General features: G+C 64.7%; 15 protein-coding genes and 1 rRNA gene. 6 read left to right on the top strand and 10 right to left on the bottom strand.

The features are described from left to right. The first annotated feature begins 141 nt into the window (after positions 1 to 141). Positions 142 to 257 (top strand): 5S ribosomal RNA (gene rrf, locus Q352_RS0115475). 170 nt (positions 258 to 427) lie between these two features. On the opposite strand, the gene Q352_RS0115470 is transcribed toward rrf, so the two are convergent. Both Q352_RS0115470 and dcd read right to left on the bottom strand, forming a co-directional pair. Then, a complete protein-coding gene (locus tag Q352_RS0115470) occupies positions 428 to 1,780 on the bottom strand; it encodes a deoxyguanosinetriphosphate triphosphohydrolase (RefSeq protein ID WP_028500121.1) in 1,353 nt (450 codons plus the stop codon). Positions 1,781 to 2,033: 253 nt separating this feature from the next. Continuing rightward, on the bottom strand, positions 2,034 to 2,600 hold the full coding sequence (dcd, locus tag Q352_RS0115465) for a dCTP deaminase (protein ID WP_028500120.1): 567 nt from the start codon (positions 2,598 to 2,600) through the stop codon (positions 2,034 to 2,036). A 228-nt stretch (positions 2,601 to 2,828) separates the two neighbouring features. Between dcd and Q352_RS0115460 the strand changes: the two genes are divergently transcribed. Both Q352_RS0115460 and Q352_RS0115455 read left to right on the top strand, forming a co-directional pair. Continuing rightward, entirely contained in the window at positions 2,829 to 4,076 is a 1,248-nt protein-coding gene (locus Q352_RS0115460) for an MFS transporter (protein ID WP_028500119.1), read from the top strand. Positions 4,077 to 4,101: 25 nt separating this feature from the next. After that, complete coding sequence (locus Q352_RS0115455) at positions 4,102 to 5,475, top strand: NarK family nitrate/nitrite MFS transporter (protein ID WP_028500118.1); 1,374 nt, start codon at positions 4,102 to 4,104, stop codon at positions 5,473 to 5,475. Positions 5,476 to 5,543: 68 nt separating this feature from the next. On the opposite strand, the gene Q352_RS0115450 is transcribed toward Q352_RS0115455, so the two are convergent. The 8 genes from Q352_RS0115450 to purM all read right to left on the bottom strand — a co-directional run bounded on the left by Q352_RS0115450 (position 5,544) and on the right by purM (position 13,988). After that, the gene (locus Q352_RS0115450) at positions 5,544 to 6,785 is read right to left on the bottom strand and encodes a uracil-xanthine permease family protein (RefSeq protein ID WP_028500117.1); all 1,242 of its coding nucleotides are present in this window, start codon (positions 6,783 to 6,785) and stop codon (positions 5,544 to 5,546) included. Between the two features lie 94 nt (positions 6,786 to 6,879). Further along, positions 6,880 to 7,509, bottom strand: coding sequence for a uracil phosphoribosyltransferase (gene upp, locus Q352_RS0115445; protein ID WP_028500116.1), 630 nt, complete (start codon positions 7,507 to 7,509; stop codon positions 6,880 to 6,882). Between the two features lie 170 nt (positions 7,510 to 7,679). After that, on the bottom strand, positions 7,680 to 7,997 hold the full coding sequence (gene grxD, locus Q352_RS0115440) for a Grx4 family monothiol glutaredoxin (RefSeq protein ID WP_028500115.1): 318 nt from the start codon (positions 7,995 to 7,997) through the stop codon (positions 7,680 to 7,682). Between the two features lie 96 nt (positions 7,998 to 8,093). Further along, positions 8,094 to 9,422: a chloride channel protein gene (locus Q352_RS21470; protein ID WP_036386614.1), complete on the bottom strand. Its 1,329-nt coding sequence runs from the start codon at positions 9,420 to 9,422 to the stop codon at positions 8,094 to 8,096. A 228-nt stretch (positions 9,423 to 9,650) separates the two neighbouring features. Then, the gene (locus tag Q352_RS21465) at positions 9,651 to 10,979 is read right to left on the bottom strand and encodes an RsmB/NOP family class I SAM-dependent RNA methyltransferase (RefSeq protein WP_373280123.1); all 1,329 of its coding nucleotides are present in this window, start codon (positions 10,977 to 10,979) and stop codon (positions 9,651 to 9,653) included. Continuing rightward, on the bottom strand, positions 10,975 to 12,114 hold the full coding sequence (locus Q352_RS0115425; protein ID WP_028500114.1) for a DUF3108 domain-containing protein: 1,140 nt from the start codon (positions 12,112 to 12,114) through the stop codon (positions 10,975 to 10,977). The genes Q352_RS21465 and Q352_RS0115425 overlap by 5 nt, the downstream gene beginning before the upstream one ends. Before the next feature lie 13 nt (positions 12,115 to 12,127). Beyond that, complete coding sequence (gene purN / locus Q352_RS0115420) at positions 12,128 to 12,760, bottom strand: phosphoribosylglycinamide formyltransferase (protein ID WP_028500113.1); 633 nt, start codon at positions 12,758 to 12,760, stop codon at positions 12,128 to 12,130. Between the two features lie 193 nt (positions 12,761 to 12,953). Then, entirely contained in the window at positions 12,954 to 13,988 is a 1,035-nt protein-coding gene (purM, locus tag Q352_RS0115415) for a phosphoribosylformylglycinamidine cyclo-ligase (protein WP_028500112.1), read from the bottom strand. Between the two features lie 220 nt (positions 13,989 to 14,208). Between purM and Q352_RS0115410 the strand changes: the two genes are divergently transcribed. From Q352_RS0115410 to Q352_RS0115400, 3 genes are all read left to right on the top strand, one after another. After that, positions 14,209 to 15,312, top strand: a complete 1,104-nt coding sequence (locus Q352_RS0115410) for an AI-2E family transporter (RefSeq protein ID WP_028500111.1) — start codon at positions 14,209 to 14,211, stop codon at positions 15,310 to 15,312. A gap of 67 nt (positions 15,313 to 15,379) precedes the next feature. Beyond that, a complete protein-coding gene (gene hda / locus Q352_RS0115405) occupies positions 15,380 to 16,051 on the top strand; it encodes a DnaA regulatory inactivator Hda (protein WP_028500110.1) in 672 nt (223 codons plus the stop codon). Next, positions 16,048 to 16,716: a histidinol-phosphatase gene (locus Q352_RS0115400; RefSeq protein WP_028500109.1), complete on the top strand. Its 669-nt coding sequence runs from the start codon at positions 16,048 to 16,050 to the stop codon at positions 16,714 to 16,716. The genes hda and Q352_RS0115400 overlap by 4 nt, the downstream gene beginning before the upstream one ends. Positions 16,717 to 16,730 lie beyond the last annotated feature (14 nt).

Raw genomic sequence — 16,730 nt, 5'->3', positions numbered from 1 at the left:
CGATACTAATTGCCCGTGCGGCTTGATCCTATAAGTCGAGACATTCGGCTGTGTGAGCGAGCGATACGCAAAATCTGACTTGAAGTTGTTGCTTCTTCTGTTTCTGGTTGTTGGGATAAGTCCCGGCGACCAACCTTTTACCCTGGCGGCCATAGCGAGCGGGAACCACCCCTTCCCATCCCGAACAGGACCGTGAAACTGCTTTGCGCCGATGATAGTGTGGCACTTGCCCATGCGAAAGTAGGTCACCGCCAGGTCCTATACTGAAGCCCTCGTACCCTGTACGAGGGCTTCTTTCATTGGTGCGTGGCGATCGTGACGGATACGCAAAGAAGCCCCCGTGCCATGCACGGGGGCTTCTTTCATGGCTCGCTGCCTGTCAGGATGAGATGAATGCCCAATACCGGTTAGCGGCTGCCGGGCATTCTCAGACCAGCCCGACGCCGGACAATTGCCGCGCCAGCCGCGCCGCATGGTTGTCGGTCATGCCGCCGATGAAATCGAGGATCTTCATGTAGGCCTGATACAGCGAATCATCCGCTTCCAGCCTTGGCGTCAGCAGCGCCAGGTGGGTCGCGTCGCGCGGGCTGAGTGTCCGCTGGGGATGGCTGATATACGCATGGGCGGACGGGACAAGAATATCCAGCAGGGTGGCCAGGCACGGGTAGGCGGCAATTTCGGTGACCAGTTTGCTCGGGTGGCGGTAGACCTTGCGGCTGGCCAGTTCCTTGGCTGCACTCAGCGCATCGCTGACCCGCCCGGTGCAGACCGCCAGCAGGTCCTTGGCCGCGAATTCACCGTCGAGCAGCGCATCGTGGTGGGCCATGAAGCGGTCGGCGACATTGCTGACGCACTTGCCGACGGCCATGCCGCGCAGCATCGCGCACTTCTGCCGCGGGTCGTCGGTGCTCCAGACACGGTCGATTTCGGCCAGTGGCGTCAGCAGCGCTTCGAATTCCCGCACATCGATGATGTCGATTTCGACGGCGTCTTCCAGGTCGAGAATCGCGTAGCAGATGTCGTCCGCCGCTTCCATCAGGTAGACCAGCGGATGGCGTGCCCAGTGATGCTGCCCGTGCCGGGGCAGCCCGAGTTCGGTGGCCACGGCCGCGAAGTAATCGAGTTCGGAGCGATACAGGTTGAACTTGCCGCGTGCCGGAAAGGTGTCCGAGGTCCACGGATACTTGGTCAGTGCGCCGAGTGAGGCCGAAGTCAGGCGCATGCCGCCTTCACGGCCGTACATCTCCAGTGACGACACCATGCGCAGGCTGTGCGCATTGCCCTCGAAGGTCTGGATGTCCTGGCGCTCGGCATCGCTGAGCCCGACCAGATAGCGCGCATGGTCCGGATGGCGGAACCAGACCCGCAGTGCATCCTCGCCGGTATGGCCGAATGGCGGATTGCCGATGTCGTGGGCGAGGCAGGCGACCTGGACGATGGCGCCGATATCGAAGGCCGAGTAGCCGGCCGGCAGCCGGTTGTCCATGGCCAGCATGGCGCCGACGCGGTTGCCGAGGCTGCGGCCGACGCAGGCGACTTCGACGCTGTGCGTCAGCCGGTTATGGGTATGGTCGTTCTGGGCCAGCGGGTGAACCTGGGTCTTGCGTCCCAGCCGGCGGAAGGCGCTCGAGAACACCACCCGGTCGTGGTCGACATGGAAGTCGCTGCGCAGCCCGGCATCCGGCTCGCCCGGCAGGGACCGGCTGGGCTCGATGCGACCGTCGACATGCTTGAAACGGCGGGTGGAGAGCAGTTGCTCCCATTGCATGACGGTTGCCATCTGATCGGGCCTGACAGGGAATGACGATGGTTCCGATCATAGGCGGTGCGTGACGAGCGGGCAAAAAAAGAGCGCCGCAGCAAGGGGGACTGCAACGCTCCAATGCAATGACGTCTGGAGATGGCGGATCCCGGTGCCGGCCGTGCCGGTGACGGGCAGGGCCGGGGCGGATCCGGATCCACCAGCATCAAAGTTAGACCATGGCGGACGGAAGTCGAGCGAAACGCCGCACCGTCCGTCGCGCCGATGCCGCTCAGGGGCGCGGCAGGGTCACGCCGTGCTGGCCCATGTACTTGCCGTCGCGGTCCTTGTACGACACTTCGCACTCTTCGTCGCTCTCGAAGAACAGCACCTGGGCGATGCCTTCGTTGGCGTAGATCTTGGCCGGCAGCGGCGTGGTGTTGGAGAACTCCAGCGTCACATAGCCTTCCCATTCCGGCTCGAACGGCGTCACGTTGACCACGATGCCGCAGCGCGCATAGGTCGATTTGCCGAGGCAGACCGTCAGCACCTTGCGCGGAATGCGGAAGTACTCGACCGTGCGCGCCAGCGCAAACGAGTTCGGCGGGATGATGCAGTAGTCGCCCTTGATGTCGACGAAGCATTTTTCGTCGAAGTTCTTCGGATCGACCACGGTCGAATTGATATTGGTGAAGACCTTGAATTCGTCGGCGCAGCGGATGTCGTAGCCGTAGCTGGACGTCCCGAAAGAGATGACCTTCTGCCCGTTCACCTGACGGACCAGGTCCGGCTCGAACGGGGAGATCATGTCGTGCTCTTCCGCCATCCGGCGAATCCACTTGTCCGATTTGATGCTCATGGCGGGCCTCTGGCTGAAAATTGTGCCGGATTTTACACCATTGCGGCTGGGGGATCATTGTCCGCACCCGGCCAGGGGTACCGGCGGCGTCGAATAGCTCCAAAGGAGTATATATAACTAGCCCGAATTCACTGTCTGTCACACCTTCCGGGGAATGGGGGCCGATCTGGTGCAGGCATAGACTCGCTCAGGTCAAAAACCCCATTCCCGGTAGGGAGAGGCCCAGAAATGGCTTCGCAACGATACAAGCAATATGCGGTACTGGCGTCGAGCACCTGGTCGTTTACCGTCTGTTTCATGGTGTGGATGATGCTGGGTGTGGTCGGCATTCCGTTGAAGCAGCAGCTCGGGCTCAACGAGACCGAGTTCGGCATTCTGGCGGCCACGCCGGTCCTGTCCGGTTCCCTGATCCGCGTGCCGCTCGGCATGTGGACCGACCGCTTTGGCGGTCGCATCGTCATGTTCATCCTGATGCTGTCCACGGTCATCCCCATCTACGTGATGGAGTATGCGACCGCCTACTGGCATTTCATCGTGATCGGCCTGTTCATCGGTCTGGCCGGCGGCACGTTCTCGGTTGGCACTCCGTATGTTGCGCGCTGGTTCCGCCGCGACCAGCAGGGGCTGGCCATGGGGGTGTTCGGGGCCGGCAACTCCGGTGCCGCCGTCAACAAATTCGTGGCACCGGCCCTGATCGCCGCTGCCGGCTGGACCCTGGTGCCGAAGGTGTACGCCGGCGTGATGCTGGTAACGGCGCTCCTGTTCTGGTGCTTCAGCTTCCATGATCCGAAGCACGTGGTCGGCAAGGGCGTAACGGTGGCCGAACAGCTGAAAGTGCTGAAGGACCCGCGCGTCTGGCGCTACAGCCAGTACTACTCGGTGGTGTTCGGCGGCTATGTCGGTCTGTCGCTGTGGATGACCAAGTACTACGTCGGCGAGTACGGCTTCGATATCAAGCACGCGGCCTTCCTCGCCGCCTGCTTCTCGCTGCCGGGCGGTGTGCTGCGTGCCATCGGCGGCTGGATGAGCGACCGCATCGGGGCCTACAAGACCACCTGGTGGGTGATGTGGGTGCTGCTGGCGTGCTTCTTCATCCTGTCCTATCCGCAGACGGAGATGGTGATCGCCACCATCAACGGCCCGCAGTCGCTGCATATCGGCCTGAATTCGTGGCTGTTCACCGGCGTGATGTTCGTGGCCGGGATCGCCATGGCCGTCGGCAAGGCGTCGGTGTTCAAGTTCATCTCCGATGATTTCACCGACAACATCGGCGCCGTTTCCGGCGTGGTCGGGCTGGCCGGCGGTCTCGGCGGCTTCATCCTGCCGATCCTGTTCGGTGCGCTGGTCGACCTGACCGGCATTCGCTCCAGCTGCTTCATGCTGCTGTACGGCACCGCTGCCGTGTCACTGGTCTGGATGCACTACTCGTTCAAACCGCTCGCCCGCGAGCTGGAAGCCGCCCGCGCCGCTGCCTGATCGCCCCATTGAAGAGAGATTTGCCATGGCTGAATACGTACTGAAGCGCTGGGAGCCGGAAAACACCGACTTCTGGCAGTCCACCGGCAAGGCGGTTGCCCGCCGCAATCTGTGGATCTCCATTCCCGCCCTGCTGCTGGCGTTCGCCATCTGGGTACTGTGGAGCATCCTGGTGGTCAACCTGCCGAATATCGGCTTCAACTACTCGCAGAACCAGCTGTTCTGGCTGGCGGCGCTGCCGTCGCTGTCCGGTGCCACACTGCGGATTTTCTACTCGTTCATGGTGCCGGTGTTCGGCGGCCGGCGCTGGACCGCGCTGTCCACCGCGACGCTGCTGATTCCGGCCATCGGCATCGGTTATGCGGTGCAGGATGCCAGCACCAGCTACACCACGATGCTGGTACTGGCGCTGCTGTGCGGCTTTGGCGGCGGCAACTTCAGCTCGTCGATGGCCAATATCAGCTTCTTCTTCCCCAAGGCGGAAAAGGGCACGGCGCTGGGCCTGAACGCCGGTCTCGGCAACCTTGGCGTGTCGGTGATGCAGTTCATCGTGCCGCTGGTGATGACCGTCGGTGTGTTCGGCGCCCTGGGCGGCGAAGGGCAGACCTGGATCAAGGGCGACGTCAGCAAGATGGTCTGGCTGCAGAATGCCGGCTTTATCTGGGTGCCGTTCATCGTGCTGTCGACGCTGGCATCGTGGTTCGGCATGAATGACATCGCCGACGCCAAGGCTTCGTTCTCCGACCAGGCTGTGATTTTCCGCCGCAAGCACAACTGGCTGATGTGCTGGCTGTATGTCGGTACCTTCGGCTCGTTCATCGGTTTCTCGGCCGGTTTCCCGCTGCTGATCAAGGGCCAGTTCCCTGATGTCGACCCGACCCGCTTCGCCTTCCTCGGCCCGCTGGTCGGCGCACTGGCCCGTCCGCTTGGCGGCTGGATCTCGGACAAGCTCGGCGGTGCGCGGGTCACGCAGTGGACCTTTGTGCTGATGATTGTTGCCGTGTTCGGTGTGCTGGCGGCGTTGCCTCAGCATGGTGCCGGCGGCAGCTTCAGCCTGTTCCTCGGCAGCTTCCTGGCGCTGTTCGCGCTGACCGGTGTCGGCAACGGTTCGACCTTCATGCAGGTGCCGGTGATCTTCCAGACCTTCCATGAGCGGCGGACGCCGTCGTCGGTTACCGCTGCCCGTGCCGAAGCCACTAAGGAATCGGCTGCGGTGCTGGGCTTCTCGGCAGCGGTTGGCGCCTATGGCGGCTTCTTCATCCCGAAGAGCTTTGGTACCTCGATCGCGATGACCGGCGGGGTCGATGCGGCGCTGTACGCGTTCATCGGCTTCTACCTGAGCTGCCTGCTGGTCAACTGGTGGTACTACGCGCGTCGCAATGCGGATGTGCCGTGCTGATGGCAGGAAACTGAAAATGCAAAAAGGGGGGAGGCTTGCGGGCCTCCCCCCTTTTTTGTCTGCAGGTGTCAGACGTCCTGCCCTTCACTGATGCCTTCGTGGCTTTTCGCCGACGGCAGGATCCAGTTCAGCAGGATGGCCAGGACCGAGCACAGGCCGACGCCGACCAGGGTGAAGCTGCCGAGCTTGAGTTCGAGCGCGCCGATACCGCAGGTCAGCACCACCGACACGATGACCAGGTTCTTCGGCGCCATCAGGTCGACCTTGGATTCGATCAGCGTCTTCAGGCCGATGCTGGCGATGGTGCCGAACAGCAGCACCATGATGCCGCCCATGACCGGCATCGGAATCGACTGCAGCAGCGCATTGAACTTGCCGAAGAAGGCCAGCACGATGGCGAACAGCGCCGCCCAGGTCATGATGACCGGATTGAAGTTGCGGGTGATCATCACCGCGCCGGTAACTTCGGCATAGGTGGTGACCGGCGGGCCGCCGATCAGACCGGCGAGACAGACGCCCAGCCCGTCGCCTGCCAGCGTGCGGTGCAGGCCCGGGGTCTTGGTGTAGTCGGTTCCGGTCACGCCGCCAATGGCCATGACGCCGCCGATATGCTCGATGGCCGGCGCGATGGCGACCGGCAGCATGAACAGCGCCGCGGCCCAGTTCACTTCCGGGGTGATGAAGTGCGGCATGGCGAACCACGGCGCATCGGCGATCTTGCCGAAGTCGACCAGTCCCATGAACGAGGCGACGACATAGCCGACGATCACGCCGGACAGGATCGGTACCAGACGGAAGATGCCGCGGGCGAAGATCGCCACGACAATGGTGGTGGCCAGCGACACGGCAGCCAGCAGCAGGGCGTCAGCGTACGGGATCACCTGCTCGCCACCGGCGCGACCCATGGCCATGTTGCTGGCCACGGTGGCGACCGACAGGCCGATGATCATGATGACCGGACCGATGACCACCGGCGGCAGCAGCTTGTTCACGGCGCCGACGCCGCGCCAGCGCACCAGCGCGGCGAACACGAAGTACATGAAGCCGGCAGCGAACAGGCCGAACATGGTCGACGGCAGGCCCCAGGTCTGGGTCGCATAGATGATGGGGGCAATAAAGGCGAACGAGGAACCGAGGAAGATCGGCACCTTGCGGCCGGTACACAGTTGGAACAGCAGGGTGCCAATGCCGCCGCCCAGCAGCGCCATGGCAGGGTTCAGGCCGGTCAGCAGCGGGACCAGCACCAGCGCCCCGAATGCGACGAACAGGATTTGTGCGCCTGCCACCGCTTGTTTCAGGTGTTGAATCATGGAATTCTCCGTGGAAGAGCAATCGTGGGGCCGAAAACAGGGCTCTCATAAAAAAGGCGACCTGTAGAGGTCGCCTTTTCGGGATTCATGTCACTCAGCCCTTGGTGCCGAAGATCTTGTCGCCAGCGTCGCCGAGGCCGGGGATGATGTAGCCATGTTCGTTCAGATGGCTGTCGAGCGACGCGGTGAAGATCTGCACGTCCGGATGCACGGCCGTGACGGCCTTGATGCCTTCGGGCGCGGCGACCATGACGATGGCCTTGATCGACTTGCAGCCCTTGCGCTTCAGCAGGTCGATGGTGGCGACCATCGAGCCGCCGGTAGCGAGCATCGGGTCGATGATCAGGGCGATGCGTTCGTCGAGGCCGTCGACGAACTTGTCGAAGTACGGCACCGGTTCGAGGGTTTCCTCGTTGCGGTACAGGCCGACGACGCTGATCTTGGCGCTGGGCACCAGGTCGAGCACGCCATCGAGCATGCCGAGACCGGCGCGCAGGATCGGTACGACCGTGACTTTCTTGCCCTTGATCTGTTCGACCTCGATCGGGCCGTTCCAGCCGTCGATGGTGATCGTTTCGAGCTCGAAATCGCGCGTGGCCTCATAAGCCAGCAGACGGGCGAGTTCGTGCGTCAGCGTGCGGAATTTGTTGGTACTGATATTGCCTTCGCGCAGCAAGCCGAGCTTGTGCTGCACCAGCGGATGTTTGACGATGGTCAGATTCATGATTTCCTTGCCCCGGATACAACACCGGCAGCGCGGTGCGCTGCCGGACGACAGGTGTATTTTGGCTTGGGGCAGGATTCTACAGCCAAACCCGGCTGCCTAGCGAGCTTGTAGTCAAACTCTGGTGGAATGGGGACGAAAGGTATTGACTCTCGCCCCTTCCGCCCGGGTCAGGCGGCGGCGCCGATCATTTTTTGCAGTTCGCCGGACTGGAACAGCTCGGTCATGATGTCCGAGCCGCCGACGAACTCGCCGTTCACGTACAGCTGCGGGATGGTCGGCCAGTTCGAGAAGTCCTTGATGCCCTGACGGACTTCCGGGTCTTCCAGCACGTTGACGGTGGCCGGGCGGTCGACACCACAGGCCTTGACGATCTGCACCGCCTTGGCGGAGAAGCCGCACTGCGGGAACTGGGCGGTGCCCTTCATGAACAGGACCACCGGATGTTCGGTGATGACCTGGCGGATTTCGGCTTGCACGTCGCGCATGGTGCGGTGTCCTGAAGAATGGTTGACTGATTCAGTCGGATTTTATCCGCAGCGGCTCGGCACGGTCAACGCATCCCCGTTTTTTCCTGGCCGGCATCAAGGCTTGTCGGCGGCGGCCTGCTGTTCGCGCCGCAGTGCGAGCAGCAGCAGCCTGGCCTGCGCGTCATACAGCCCCTGGCGACAGATCTGCCGCGACACCCCGGACGCCAGCAGCGCGGTGACCATCAGCGGGATCACCATCGACGACGAGTCGGTCATTTCCATCACTACTACCAGACCGGTCAGCGGCGAACGGCTGAGGCCGGCAAAGTAGCCGACCATGCCGAGCAGCACCATCGCCTGCGGCAGCACCTCGGGCAGGTAGCGGCCGATATCGTGGCCGAAGCCGGCGCCGATGGTCAGCGACGGTGCCAGCATGCCGCCGGTTACGCCGGACAGCTGCGACAGCACCAGCGTACACAACTTGGTAATGCCGAAGTAGTCCATTTCCTGGCCGCCGCCGCCTTCCAGCAGCAGCTTGGCCTGTTCATAGCCGGTACCGAAGCTCAGGCCGTGGGTCGACAGGCCGATCACGGCAATCGCCAGCCCGCAGCTGCCGGCAAACAGATAGGGGCGGTGGGTGCGCTGGCGGAAGATCCAGTGCGTGCTGCCGGACGAGATGGCGATCAGCATGCGCGCGGTCAGACCGCCAAAGCCGCCACAGATCAGGCCGGTCAGGATGACGGCGACGATCTGCTGGGTGCCGATGGCGCGGAAATGGATCGAGGCGACGCCGTAGTAGTCGTAGTTGCCGAAGACGGCCATGGTGACCAGACCGGACAGGATCACGGCGATCAGCATGACGCCGCTGGCTCGGTGCTCGAAGCCGCGATGCATTTCCTCGATGGCGAACACGATGCCGGCCAGCGGGGTGTTGAAGGCGGCGGCCACACCGGCGGCGCCGCCGGCGAGGATCAGGCTGCGGGCGACGCCCTCGCTGGTGATGTGGTTGAACTTGCCGATGGCGTAAGTCAGCGCGGCGCCGACGTGGACGATCGGGCCTTCATAGCCGAACGTGCCGCCGGCACCGATGCCGATCAGCGTGGCGACCAGTTTGACCCCGGCGGCCTTCAGCGTCAGCACCCGGTCGCGCAATGCCGCACCGCGGCGGTCCAGCGCGGCGATGGTCTGCGAGATGCCGCCGCCACCGGCGTCGGGACAGACGGTGCGGATCAGCCAGATCGACAGCACGAAGAAGGCCGGAGTCCAGGCCAGCGACAGCCACGGTGACACGGCGTACACCTGCAGGAACAGCGCATCGACCGCGCGCGAGCCGAGCATGAACAGGATGCCGGCCACACCGATCAGGATGGCGCTGGTCCACAGGGCAAGCCGGCGCCGGAACAGGGCCCACGACAGATAGTAGTAGCGGAGGCGGCGATTCATGCGTGTGGCTTCGTTGTACGGTGGCTTCCTCGGGGGAGGCGGGCGGAGCAGGTTCCGTTGCATGGCCGCGGCGGGACTATCTTCATATTAGTAATTACTGAATTTATATCGTCAGGGCGTCGGATGCAAATCGGATGCCGTTGCAGTGGGTGGTGCCCGGTGTCGTGACGGCAGAATGAAAAATGCCTCGCCGGCTGGCGAGGCATCGTGAGCGCTTGGTGAGCCGGCTTACTCTGCCGGGCTGTCTTCCGCTGCGTTCCCGGCCGGTTCGTCCAGTTCGGCGTCCTGCGGGTAGACCGGTTTGGGAATGCGGCGTTCCAGCACGGCGGCAAAGAAGCCGTCGCAGCCGTGGTCGCGCGGATTCAGCCGCAGGCGGGTGCCGGTATCGAGCTCGACCCGCTGTTCGGCCAGCAGCACATTGGCCGGCAGTTCGACGAAATCGGGGTGGGCGGCCAGGAAGGCGTCGATGATGGCGTCGTTCTCGGACGGCAGGATCGAGCAGGTTGCATAGACCAGGCGGCCGCCGTTCTTCAGCAGGCGGGCGGCGTGGGCAAGGATGCTGGCCTGGGTGACATTCAGCTGGGCGACCGATTCCGGCGACTGGCGGAATTTCAGATCCGGATTGCGGCGCAGCGTGCCGAGGCCGGAACACGGCGCGTCGACCAGAACCCGGTCGACCTTGCCGGCCAGACGCTTGATCTTGCTGTCGTTCTCGCCCTGGATCAGTTGCGGGTGGACATTGGACAGGCCGGAACGGGCCAGACGCGGCTTCAGGTTGGCCAGCCGCTTTTCCGACACGTCGAACGCGTACAGCCGGCCGGACGATGCCATCATCGCGCCGAGCATCAGCGTCTTGCCACCGGCGCCGGCGCAGAAGTCCACCACCATTTCACCGCGGCGCGGCGCCAGCAGCAGGCCGAGCAGCTGGCTGCCTTCGTCCTGGACCTCGAACGCCCCTTCGGTGAACAGCGGATGGCGGTTGACTGCCGGCTTGCCCTTGATGCGCAGACCGAACGGCGACATCGGGGTCGGCTGGGCGTCGATGCCGTCGCGGGCCAGCTGGACGGCCACGTCTTCGCGGCGGGCCTTGATGGTGTTGACGCGCAGGTCGAGCGGCGCGCTGTTCTGCATGCTCTGGCCCAGTGCGAGCAGTTCGTCGTCGGACAGGCCGGCGTCCTGGAGCTGGGTCGCGACCCAGTCCGGCAGCTCGGCGCGTTCGGCCAGCGTCAGTTCCGGCGTCGTGCCTTTCAGCTCGCCGGCCCATTTTTTCTCCGCCTCGGTCAGGATGCCTTCCAGCTCGCGCAGATTGAGGCCGCGCACCTTGACCAGGCTGGCAATGGCCAGCCGCTTCGGTGTCGGGTTCGGCTGGGTCAGCGCGGTCAGGAACGCGCGGCGGCGCAGGACGGCGAAGACGGTTTCGGCCACCAGGTGGCGATCGGTGGCGCCGAGACGGCGCTGGTCACGGAACCAGGCCGACAGCACGGTGTCGGCGGGGCGGTCGCAGGGCAGGACACGGCGAAGCGCGTCGACCACAGCGTCGAATTGAGCGGCACTAATTGGCATTGTGTGACTTGTCTTGTTTGGGGCGCTCCAGCCGGATTTCATTTCCGACCTTCAGCCTGATGAGTTTCATGTCGATTGTCTTCTCGCTGTCCTGCATGCGGATGCGGAGCGGGAAGTTGTGATAATCGGGCGCGATCCAGAATTCGACCGTGTCACCGTCGGACAGGCTGCGAACCAGCACGGCGGGAATTTTCCGGTCGACATCGACGTCGGCGTCTCCGACGACGGAAAGGGGGTAATGATAAACCTTCTTGCCGGTCGTCACCTGTACGTTCTTGTTCAACGACTTGCCGCCTTTCAGCGCAATCTGGAACGCGACGCTGAATACGTCCTGCGCGCCGTCTTCCAGCGGGGCCGTTTTCTTGTCGCCGCGGCCATAGGTCAGCACCTTCGCCTCCCAGTCGAAGTCGGCGGTCTCGCGCACCTGGTCGCCCCGGGTGGCCTCGAAATGCGACGGTCTCAGCCCGTTCGGGCCGATGCTTCCCTGGCTGCTGTAGCCGAGTCGCGGACCGAATACCGGGTGCAGGCGGACGTCCAGCCGGTAGCCGCCCGGGGTCTTGCTCCATTCGATATCGCCGCTGCCGGCCAGAAAGGCACCGTAGAACACCTCATAGGTCAGCGTGGCGTGGTCCGGGAAGCGGCGCGACATCGCATCGGTCTTTGCCGCCGGCGTGTCGTCGGCCGGCGGGGTGGCGTCCTTGCCGTCGCCGGAGTCGGCAAACGGCTTGTCGCGACGGCCGATGTCGCCCGGGTCTTCTGCCGGGGGGGCTTCGTCCGCTGGCGGGGAGGCATCGTCGGCGGGGGGCGCATCGGCCGGCGTGGCCGGCGCTTCTTCCGTCGTGCGGGGGGAGGTTGGCGGCAGCAGTTTCTTGCGTGGTTTCTTTTTCGGCGGCGGCAGCGTGGCGTCACCGACGGCAATGGCCGGTGGCGGCGGCGCGGCGGCAGCCAGACGCGGGGCGGCGGCGCTGTCGAGCACCTGCTGCGAATACAGCTCGATGGTCAGCGGCTTGACCAGGACCGGATCGGTCTCGGAAAACGGCCACTGCCAGCGCCAGCCTTCGGCCAGCAGAACGGAATGGACCAGCAGCGACAGCACCACGGCCAGAGCCCACTGTCCGCGTCGTGTCATGCCGGTCTCCGTCTCAGTCCAGCGCCACGAGGGCGCGGGCGGCCGGTTCGACGTCGCGGACTTCGACCCGGTGGCCGTTGATGTGCAGCCGGTCCTCGACGAACCAGCGCACGGCCTGCGGATACAGCCGGTGCTCGATGCGCAGTACGCGCTCGGCCAGCGAGGCGGCGCTGTCGTCCGGCAGCACCGGCACCACGCCCTGGGCCACGATCGGGCCGTGGTCGAGTTCGGCGGTCACGAAGTGCACGGTGGCGCCGGCAACGGCGCAGCCGGCATCGATGGCGCGCTGGTGGGTATGCAGGCCGGAGAAAGCCGGCAGCAGCGACGGATGGACGTTGATCATGCGGCCGGCGTAATGACTGGTGAAGTCCGGGGTCAGAATGCGCATGAAGCCGGCCAGTACCACCAGATCGGCCTGATGGCGGTCGATGACGGCGGCCAGGGCGCTGTCGAAGGCCGGGCGGTCGGGGTAGGCGGTGTGGTCCAGCGCCTCGGTGGCGATGCCGCGCGCGGCCGCCCAGGCCAGGCCGGCGGCGTCGGCGCGGTTGGAGATCACGGCGGCGATGCGCGCGCCGGGAATGCCGGCCTCGACGATGGCCTGCATGTTCGATCCGCGACCGGAAATCAGGATGACGATGTTTTTCATGTGGAACAGGGCGCCGGCAGCAGCGGAGGCCGCAATGACCTCCTCATACTAGCGTGATAAATGAAAAGCGCTGTTACCGTGCGGGCAACAGCGGCCAGATGAACACTCACCACGCAGAACGGACGAGCGAAACAGCCTCTCCCCGCCGGGGCGGGGGCGGAACGGGCGCCGGACCTGGCGCCCCGGGACGGGCTCAGGCCACCTGGGTCTGGTGCTCGTCGCCCTGACGGGCGCGGATCAGGCCAAGGCGGTGGACGGTTTCACCGGCGGCGGACAGCTGCGCCACGGCGGCGTCGGCGTGTTCGGCGGCAACGATCACCACCATGCCGATACCGCAGTTGAAGGTGCGGTACATTTCGTGCGATTCGACATTGCCGGCACTCTGCAGCCACTGGAACAGCTTCGGCAGCGCCCAGCTGGCGGCGTCGATCTGGGCGACGACATTGTCGGGCAGCACGCGCGGCACGTTCTCGGTGATGCCGCCGCCGGTGATGTGGGCCATGCCCTTGACCGGCAGCGACTGCATCAGCGCCAGCAGCGGCTTCACGTAGATGCGGGTCGGCGCGATCACCGCGTCGCGCAGCGAGCGCTCGCCATCGAACGGGGCGTCGAGATCGGGTTGCTTCAGGTCGAGGATCTTGCGCACCAGCGAATAGCCGTTCGAGTGCGCGCCGTTCGATGCCAGACCCAGCACCACGTCACCGGGGCCGATGCTGCGGCCGGTAATGACCTTGCTCTTTTCGACCACGCCGACGGCGAAGCCGGCCAGATCGTATTCGCCGGACGGGTACATGCCCGGCATTTCGGCGGTTTCGCCGCCGATCAGTGCGCAGCCGGCCTGTTCGCAGCCGGCGGCAATGCCCTTGATCACGTCAGTGGCTTGCAGCACGTCGAGCTTGCCGCAGGCGAAGTAGTCGAGGAAGAACAGCGGTTCCGCCCCCTGGACCAGGATGTCGTTGACGCTCATGGCGACCAGATCGATGCCGACCGTGTCGTGGCGGTTCCACTCGAAAGCCAGTTTCAGCTTGGTGCCGACGCCATCGGTGCCGGACACCAGCACGGGTTCCTGATATTTCTTGCTGATCTCGATCAGCGCGCCGAAGCCGCCGATGCCGCCCAGCACTTCCGGACGCAGGGTCCGCTTGGCGTACGGCTTGATGTTTTCGACCAGCTGGTCGCCGGCGTCGATGTCGACGCCCGCGTCGCGGTAGCTCAGGGACTGACTCACGAGAGACTCGCTTTCTTGCTCAATGACAATGTTGGGACTGCCTGTCGCCGGCCGGGCCGATGACAGATTCTTCGCGGCAACGGGGCGCAGTTCAGGTATATATCCCCCTGAGCCGCCCGCGACGCGCCGTGGCGCATGATCACGGCGGCAAGGCCGCCCGCACGAGCGGGCGACGCGCGTGATTCCGATTCCCGCCAATTTCCCCCGCATTTTACCGAACATGTCGCGCATCCGCCGCAAATCTTCCAGGCCCCCCGTCCGGGTGTGGCCCTATCTGCTCACCGCGCTGGTCCTGTGGCTGCTGTGGTCGCTGACCGAGGTGCTGGTTCCGTTCCTGGCCGCCGCTGCGCTGGCCTATATGGCGGTGCCGACCGTGGACGCGCTGGCGCGGCGCGGTCTCAACCGCGCGCTGGCGACCACGCTGGTGCTGGTGGCGGTGGCGCTGCTGCTGTCGCTGCTGTTGCTGCTGATCGTGCCGATGTTCATCCAGCAGGTGCAGGGGCTGTCCGAACGCATGCCGACGCTGGTCGACTGGCTGGAGCACACGGTGTCGCCGTGGCTGGCGGCAAAGCTCGACATTGCGGTCCATTTCAATGGCACCTCGCTGCGCGATGCCATCGTGCGCAATGTCGGCGGGCTGCGTCAGGCGCTGGAACGCACGCTGCCGGCGCTGACCAGCCAGGGGCTGGCGCTGATCGTGTTCCTGTCCAATCTGTTCCTGACCCCGATCCTGGCGTTCTATCTGCTGCGCGACTGGCATGGCATCGTCGCCCGCCTGGGCCAGTTGCTGCCGCCGCGCTGGCGTCCCGGTGTCGGCGAAGTCCTCGGCAAGGTCGATCACATGGTTGGCGAGTTCCTGCGCGGGCAACTGACGGTCATGGTGATCATGGCCGCGCTGTACGGACTTGGCTGGTGGCTGGTCGGGCTGGATTCCGGCTTCGCCATCGGCGTGGTCGCCGGGCTGCTGGTGTGCATTCCGTATGTGGGGGCCTTTATCGGCGTGCTGCTCGCCACGCTGGCCGCCATCCTGCAGTTCGGCTCGTTCGAGGGGCTGGCGATGGTGTGGGGCGTGTACGCGGTGGCGCAGACGCTGGAAAGTTTCATCATCACCCCGCAACTGGTCGGCGACCGCATCGGCCTGCATCCGGCGCTGGTGATCTTCGCCCTGATGGCGTTCGGCACACTGTTCGGCTTTGTCGGCGTGCTGCTGGCGCTGCCGGTATCGGCGGTGCTGCGGGTGCTGTGGCAGGAGGGCATGGTCCGCTACTACGCGTCGCGCTGGTATCAGCGTAGAATCACGCGTATCCCTGCCGGGCACGATTGAGCAGCGGACGGGCGAGCCGCCCGTCCCGAAACCGGCCCGCTAACCGCTTCGCTACCCAGATACTGCGTTGGATCAGCTCGTACTCGACCTCACCCCGCCCCCCGCGCCGGCCTTTGACCACTTCATCGCCGAGCACAACAGGCAGATCATCGCTGCGCTGACCGACCCGGCCGGCGAGCGATTCATATACCTGTGGGGCGCGCCCGGCGTCGGCAAGACCCACTTGCTGCAGCAGTGGGTCGAACACGCGAACGCGGTCGGTCGCGCGGCGATCTATCTCGATGCCCGGGCGGAGAAGCTGCCCGACTTTGCACGCGAGGCGCGCTGCGTGGCGGTCGACCATGTCGACGATCTCGAACCCGACGACCAGATCACCCTGTTTTCGATCTTCAATTCGCTGAAGGATGGCGGCGAGGGCCAGTTGCTGACCGCTGGCCGCGCCGCCCCGCTGCAACTGAAACTGCGCGACGACCTGCGCACGCGACTTGGCTGGGGGCTGGTGTTCCAGGTCCAGGCCATGAGTGACGCGGACAAGTTTGCCGCGCTGAAGCGCCATGCGCAGATGCGCCTGGTCGATGTGCCTGACGACGTGATCCGCTGGTTGCTGACCCACTGGCGGCGCGACATGTCTTCCCTGGTGGCGATGATCGATGCGCTGGACCACTATTCGCTGGCGCTGCGCAAGCCGATCACCGTTCCGTTCGTGAAAAATATCCTGCATGCAAAGCTGACACGATGAATCTTGCCCTGTTCGATCTCGACAATACCTTGCTGGCTGGCGATTCCGATGTGGAATGGCCGCGTTTCCTGATCGGAAAGGGCCTGCTCGATGCCGAGTACTACCATCGCGAGAACGACCGCTTCTACCAGCAGTATCGCGACGGCACCCTCGATATCGATGCTTTCCTCGACTTCCAGCTCAAGCCGCTCGCCGACCGCGACCGCGATGAACTGGATGCGCTGCATGCCGAATACCTGGACGTGCACATCAAGCCGATCATCACCCGCCTCGGCCGCGAACGTGTCGCCGCCCACCAGGCGCAGGGCGATCTGGTGGTGATCGTGACCGCCACCAACCGTTTCATCACCGAGCCGATCGCCCGCGAACTCGGGGTCGAACACCTGATCGCGACCGAACTGGAGCAGGGCGCCGACGGCCGCTTCACCGGCCGCCCGAGCGGCACGCCGAGCTTCAAGGACGGCAAGATCACCCGCCTGGACGAATGGCTGGCCGCGCGCGGCAGCCGGCTCGATGCGTTCGACAGCAGCTGGTTCTACAGCGACTCGCGCAATGACATCCCGCTGATGAGCCGGGTCAGCCACCCGGTGGCCGTCGATCCGGACGAATTCCTGCGTGCCCATGCCGAAGCGCATGACTGGCCCGTCATTTCCCTGCGCGACTGACCCGACCCGAAAGC

This window comes from Microvirgula aerodenitrificans DSM 15089 (genome assembly GCF_000620105.1).
Classification (GTDB): domain Bacteria; phylum Pseudomonadota; class Gammaproteobacteria; order Burkholderiales; family Aquaspirillaceae; genus Microvirgula; species Microvirgula aerodenitrificans.
Note: the sequence above shows the minus strand (reverse complement) of the source record. Positions and strands in the feature narration are given on the sequence as shown.

What these genes read in the sequence shown, in the direction of transcription:
- grxD (WP_028500115.1), bottom strand. Translation starts at nt 7,997, where the DNA reads ATGCGCGACGTGCAAGCCGAAATCCGCCAGGTCATCACCGAACATCCG.
- Q352_RS0115460 (WP_028500119.1), top strand. Translation starts at nt 2,829, where the DNA reads ATGGCTTCGCAACGATACAAGCAATATGCGGTACTGGCGTCGAGCACC.
- Q352_RS0115410 (WP_028500111.1), top strand. Translation starts at nt 14,209, where the DNA reads ATGTCGCGCATCCGCCGCAAATCTTCCAGGCCCCCCGTCCGGGTGTGG.
- dcd (WP_028500120.1), bottom strand. Translation starts at nt 2,600, where the DNA reads ATGAGCATCAAATCGGACAAGTGGATTCGCCGGATGGCGGAAGAGCAC.
- Q352_RS0115450 (WP_028500117.1), bottom strand. Translation starts at nt 6,785, where the DNA reads ATGATTCAACACCTGAAACAAGCGGTGGCAGGCGCACAAATCCTGTTC.
- purN (WP_028500113.1), bottom strand. Translation starts at nt 12,760, where the DNA reads ATGAAAAACATCGTCATCCTGATTTCCGGTCGCGGATCGAACATGCAG.
- Q352_RS0115470 (WP_028500121.1), bottom strand. Translation starts at nt 1,780, where the DNA reads ATGGCAACCGTCATGCAATGGGAGCAACTGCTCTCCACCCGCCGTTTC.
- Q352_RS0115425 (WP_028500114.1), bottom strand. Translation starts at nt 12,114, where the DNA reads ATGACACGACGCGGACAGTGGGCTCTGGCCGTGGTGCTGTCGCTGCTG.
- Q352_RS0115400 (WP_028500109.1), top strand. Translation starts at nt 16,048, where the DNA reads ATGAATCTTGCCCTGTTCGATCTCGACAATACCTTGCTGGCTGGCGAT.
- Q352_RS0115455 (WP_028500118.1), top strand. Translation starts at nt 4,102, where the DNA reads ATGGCTGAATACGTACTGAAGCGCTGGGAGCCGGAAAACACCGACTTC.
- upp (WP_028500116.1), bottom strand. Translation starts at nt 7,509, where the DNA reads ATGAATCTGACCATCGTCAAACATCCGCTGGTGCAGCACAAGCTCGGC.
- Q352_RS21470 (WP_036386614.1), bottom strand. Translation starts at nt 9,422, where the DNA reads ATGAATCGCCGCCTCCGCTACTACTATCTGTCGTGGGCCCTGTTCCGG.